Source organism: Planktothrix sp. (assembly GCF_046067725.1).
GTDB lineage: Bacteria > Cyanobacteriota > Cyanobacteriia > Cyanobacteriales > Microcoleaceae > Planktothrix.
This window is the reverse complement of the sequence record NZ_JBJUDF010000236.1, coordinates 1-4796: the sequence shown is the minus strand read 5'-3', so window position 1 is coordinate 4796 and position 4796 is coordinate 1. Positions and strand designations below refer to the sequence as shown.

The window sequence follows — 4796 nt, the reverse complement described above, 5'->3', positions numbered from 1 at the left end:
CTCGCCCCATGCGTCCTCCTGCCCGATATCGATAGGGAATAGCCTTATCAGTTAGCATCAGTTTAGGTGGGGGAAAATCCGGGTGTTGAGGATAGCGAAAGGATAACCGATTTGAACCCCAAACCCCCGGCGTAATTAAGGCAAATGCGGTTTGAATCGGTTGATTTAATAGTTTGATTAAGGGATGATTTTCATCCAAAGTCAAACTATTAATTTCAACCACATGATTTTCCCCACCAAACCGATACCAACCCGACGGTAATTCATGGGTAGAAAGATACACTAAACAAGCTTCTTGATCCAGTTGAACCGCATATTCTAAAAATAAGCCATCCTCCGCTTGAACTTGCCGTTGTTGCTTTTGAATTTTGGGGTGCAGAATTGGCACAAATTTCCAAGGAGTTTTGGCAATAGCACCACTTTCTTTAACTTGTTTAGCCGTACGATTCCAAGCAACAATTTCTTGCCAAAAATAATCCGGTTCTAACTCATAATCTTTATCTTTAACCACCCATTGATCCGTTTTAATTTCCCAGTCTTTTGTGCCTTGATCACTAATTAATTTAGTGTTAGGAATCGGCAAATAAAAATTTTTTTGTTGTAGCCTTTTTTCTTCTGACCAAAATGGCCCAGCTACATACAAATTATCCCGCAATTCCTCTGGATGGGTAAACGGATTAACTTTATTAGCACTGAAAAATAGACCGGATAAAGTTGCAGCATCCGGGGGGAATTTTTCACGGGAACGACCCACTAAATTCTCAGGAGATAAAAAACCCCCTGAACTGCCATACATTAACCCTAATGGGTGAATTGTAATCAAGTATTTAAACATCCTATTTTCCCCTATGGTTCAACGGAACTACACAATTGCCAACCCACTAGAATTAAATTCTCAATCCACTGTAATAAGCTGGTTGGGGAGGTATTCCCGACTAATTTTTGTTGATTTTTTAGGATCATCTCTCCTGAATTTTGAAAGTAAATATTCATCAATGCTAGAGCTAATTTGTAATCAGGATTTTTAGATTTAGGCTCAATAGAATGCCGTGCTTTCAATTGCGCTAAATCGCTATAAACCTGACTCCAATTTTGCCCACCATTGCGATCGCGATATTGGTTTAATAGAGATAAATGTTCCCAAGGACAAGTCCATTGAACAGATTGACCACTATTAAATACAATTCTCAAAGTAACTCGATCTCGACCTAAAGATTTTGCTTGTTTTTCCGCCTCTCGACAATGTTGTAAAACATCCCGTTGGGGAACACTATGACCCGCCCAAACAAATCCCACACTTAAAGTAATTTCTTGTTTGTGGGTTTTCCATTCATTATTTAACTCCATTAACCACTTTAACGCTCGTTGAGGGGGAATCGGTTGATTTGGGTTTTTACTATAAATAACCCCTAAAAAATCATCTCCTCCTGCATAAATAACCCGACCTAAATCCGAGGGGAATTTTTGCATAAAATCCCGTCCCCAAGTTCGCATCGATTTACTAAAAGATTGAAGTCCGTGATCTCCACTTTGATCAGCAATCTCTTTGAGTTTTTTACCGACTTTATCTCCATCTCCCATGAACCATCCCGTCCATTGTCCTGAGTGATTTTGTTCGGGATCAGGTTTCCGTTCTAAATCGGTAAATCGTTTTAAGGCAGGGATTTGTTCAAAGCTGCGACGGATTTCATAGCGAGTAATTAAACGCTTCACTAATTCAGGAATACTTAAGCGTTCATGGGGGTCAAGAAATTTGCCTTCAACCAGTTGTTCGTCTTCACCAGAAATCGAACGAGAAGGAGTTTCTAAAACCGTTGCTAATTGGGCATAAAACGATTCAATTTTAGCATTTTCATCAGAATGTTTTAGGGTTTTAGGATTACGGCTACCACTGCCTAATCCCGGCCATGCAATGGCATCAATTCCGGTTAAACTCGAACTTTCTCCAATCCAATTAATTCCCGTCCAATTGCGAGAAAGTTTGCGAGTTTCCAGGTCTTCCATGGCTTCTGGAATGCTATTTCCTGACCCCCAAAAAATTTCCCAAGTATGGGTTCCCCACATTTCCCAATCTCGATGCCAATGATAGAAAAAATCAGGAGAATGTTCAGGAATATTGTGTTCAATCCATTGTTTACATTCCGATAAAATAGCTTTCCAAGCTCCTAATAAAGTGTTAGGAACCCATGCCTCGATCGGATGTTGAGAAAAATCTCCTTTAATTAAAATCCGGTTCGGCATTCCTTGAGCAACATTCACTAACCCAGGAGAAATAATCTCGAGTTGATAGGTTTTTGCCGCTTCCACTAATTGTTGACTGAGATAGGACAAAATAATCGATGCTCCATACAAGTCTCGCAGCTTACGAGATTTTTCAATAAATCCTTGTACGGGTGAAAAGGTAATAACAGCGTAGGTCATAATTTTGACTCGAATGCAACGTTTATCGGCGGTATAAAACGGCATCTGAAACAACCAAAAACCTGAACAATACCGCCTAAATAGAGCAAATCAGTTTTAAAAGTTGGGAACGTCAGTTAATTAGGGCTGTGATGAACGACACTAAATTCTCATCTTACAGATAAATTATTGCTTTGTCAACAGTAAATATACGCATCTTGAGAGTCAAACCTTTAATTGAATGCAACCTTGGACTTTAAAAAATTACATAAAAATCAAGGAAAAAAATACTGCGAATTGGAGTTTCTCGTGTTCTGACTGGAGTTTTAATTTTGTTAATTGAACTATTGCGTAATTTTTCAAATATTTATATTCTCTCTATTCAGACTGTATTTAATCCCTGTACGTGATTCAGGGAATTAATGGCCATAGGGGGAATTTTTTTTGCTAATTTTCCTGATCAGAATTAATCCTTAGAGAAGAAATAGGTGTAGATGCACCCTGATGGTTTTCCTTCAACTTCGGTTGGGGGAATTTTTTTTGCTAATTTTCCTGATCAGAATCAAGCGTTAGAGAAGAAAACAAATGTAGATGCACCCTGATGGTTCCCCCTTAACTTCGGTTGGGGGAATTTTTTTTTGCTAATTTTCCTGATCAGAATTAATCGTTAGAGAAGAAAACAAATGTAGATGCACCCTGATGGTTCCCCCTTAACTTCGGTTGGGGGGTTTTTGTTTTCAAGAAATTGGCACTCAATTCTATCTCAATTAGCAAGACTGTTTTGATTCTAAATTTATTGTAAGGGCGAGAGAACCTCGCCCCTACAGAGGAATGTAACTATTTTTTAGGATTAATCATTTTGATTATTCTTTTTTCTCTTCTTCAATGATGCTCAAAAATTCCTTGAAATTGCAATAAATCCAAAGTAACAATGACAGGTAAACAGGAAAAACATTGTTGTGCGAGTTCTAAACGGTCTTCTCGTTCTAACATCGAAACTAACTTTTTCTGAACACTTAATAAATAACGAACATCATTCGCTGCATAATTTAATTGATCTTCAGACAGGTTACTGGCATTTCCCCAGTCAGAACTTTGGGAGCTTTTATCTAGTTCAACTTGTTCTAATTCTTGAACTAACTCTTTTAATCCATGTTTTCCGGTGTAGGTTCGGGCAAGTTTACTGGCAATTTTAGTGCAGAAAACCGGGTTAACTTCAATCCCTAAATAATAACGAATTGTTGCAATATCAAATCGAGCAAAATGGAAAACTTTAAGGATATTGGGAGATTCTAAAAGTTGTTTGAGGTGGGGTGCTTCTGTTTGACCTTTGGCAATTCTAATGGCTGCAACTTGACCTTTAGGATCACAAATCTGCACTAAGCAAAGGCGATCGCGCCAAGGTAATAAACCCATTGTTTCTGTATCTACAGCTAAAGCTTCTGCGGTTAAATATTCAGATAATAATGCTTCAGAAATATCCTGATCAAAAACTTGAAAATTAGACATATTTAGACTCACGATATAAATTTAAAGCCATGCTTTTTTGACAAAAATCTGAGTAAAATAATACTCTCCTTTGGCATTTTTGACAATCCCAATTCCTGTTAGTTCATAGTTTCCAATCATATTACGTTGATGACCCGGACTTTCAATCCATCCTTTAACAGCTTGTTTTCCGGGGTCAACATAACCGGAATTAAAGGCAACATTTTCAGCAATTTCTTTCCAAGGAACAATCTGACGCACCGCTTGAAATCGAGCTTTTGAACCTCCATGACCAAAGGGAACTTCACCATTAGCCATTGACTGACTATGGATGCGGCATTGTTCACTAATTCTAGGGTCTAGTTTTAACGGAGGTAAATTTCGAGAAGCACGATAATCATTAACTTGTTGATGAACGGATAATTCTAATTGAGCAATATTAGAATTACTAGGGTTGAAAATGGGTGTTACCTCCGGTATAGATTCTGAAATTGTGTTAATTTCTGAGAAGAATGTACAGCCTCCCAATAATATTGTTCCTATTAAATAGAACTTAAACATAGTTTATGGTTTCGAGAGTTTTGTTTTGCCTATAGGGGAAGAAAACGAAACAGAATTCAGGCTTGAAATTTTATCTTTTGGCTCATTAAATGCTGAATTTGGGTTAGGTTGAGAATGTTGAGTGAGGGACAGAAAAGCGACTTGAGCCGCTGCTTGTTCTGCCGATTTAATCGAACGTCCGGTTCCTTCACCCAATTGACGACCTCGTAACCAAACCGTTGCGGTAAAGCGTTCATCATCATTATGAATCTGACGATTTTGCTGTACCTTATATTCCGGTAAAATTTTATGATGGCTTTGTGTCCATTCTTGTAAAGCGGCTTTATAATTCTTGCGCGCTGGGTCAC

5 protein-coding genes are annotated in these 4796 nt (G+C 38.2%); all 5 read right to left on the bottom strand.

What is annotated here, in order from left to right:
• Positions 1-835, bottom strand: an 835-nt coding sequence (locus ACKPEB_RS14715; protein WP_408965679.1) for a CRISPR-associated protein, incomplete at its 3' end; no start/stop codon positions are given.
• An 11-nt stretch (positions 836-846) separates the two neighbouring features.
• Positions 847-2466, bottom strand: coding sequence for a Cas10/Cmr2 second palm domain-containing protein (locus tag ACKPEB_RS14710; protein WP_408965678.1), 1620 nt, complete (start codon positions 2464-2466; stop codon positions 847-849).
• Between the two features lie 816 nt (positions 2467-3282).
• Positions 3283-3909: a ribonuclease D gene (locus ACKPEB_RS14705; RefSeq protein ID WP_408965677.1), complete on the bottom strand. Its 627-nt coding sequence runs from the start codon at positions 3907-3909 to the stop codon at positions 3283-3285.
• A 21-nt stretch (positions 3910-3930) separates the two neighbouring features.
• Positions 3931-4449: a CAP domain-containing protein gene (locus tag ACKPEB_RS14700; RefSeq protein ID WP_408965676.1), complete on the bottom strand. Its 519-nt coding sequence runs from the start codon at positions 4447-4449 to the stop codon at positions 3931-3933.
• Between the two features lie 3 nt (positions 4450-4452).
• The coding region (locus ACKPEB_RS14695; RefSeq protein ID WP_408965675.1) for a putative dsRNA-binding protein at positions 4453-4796 on the bottom strand (344 nt) is incomplete at its 5' end.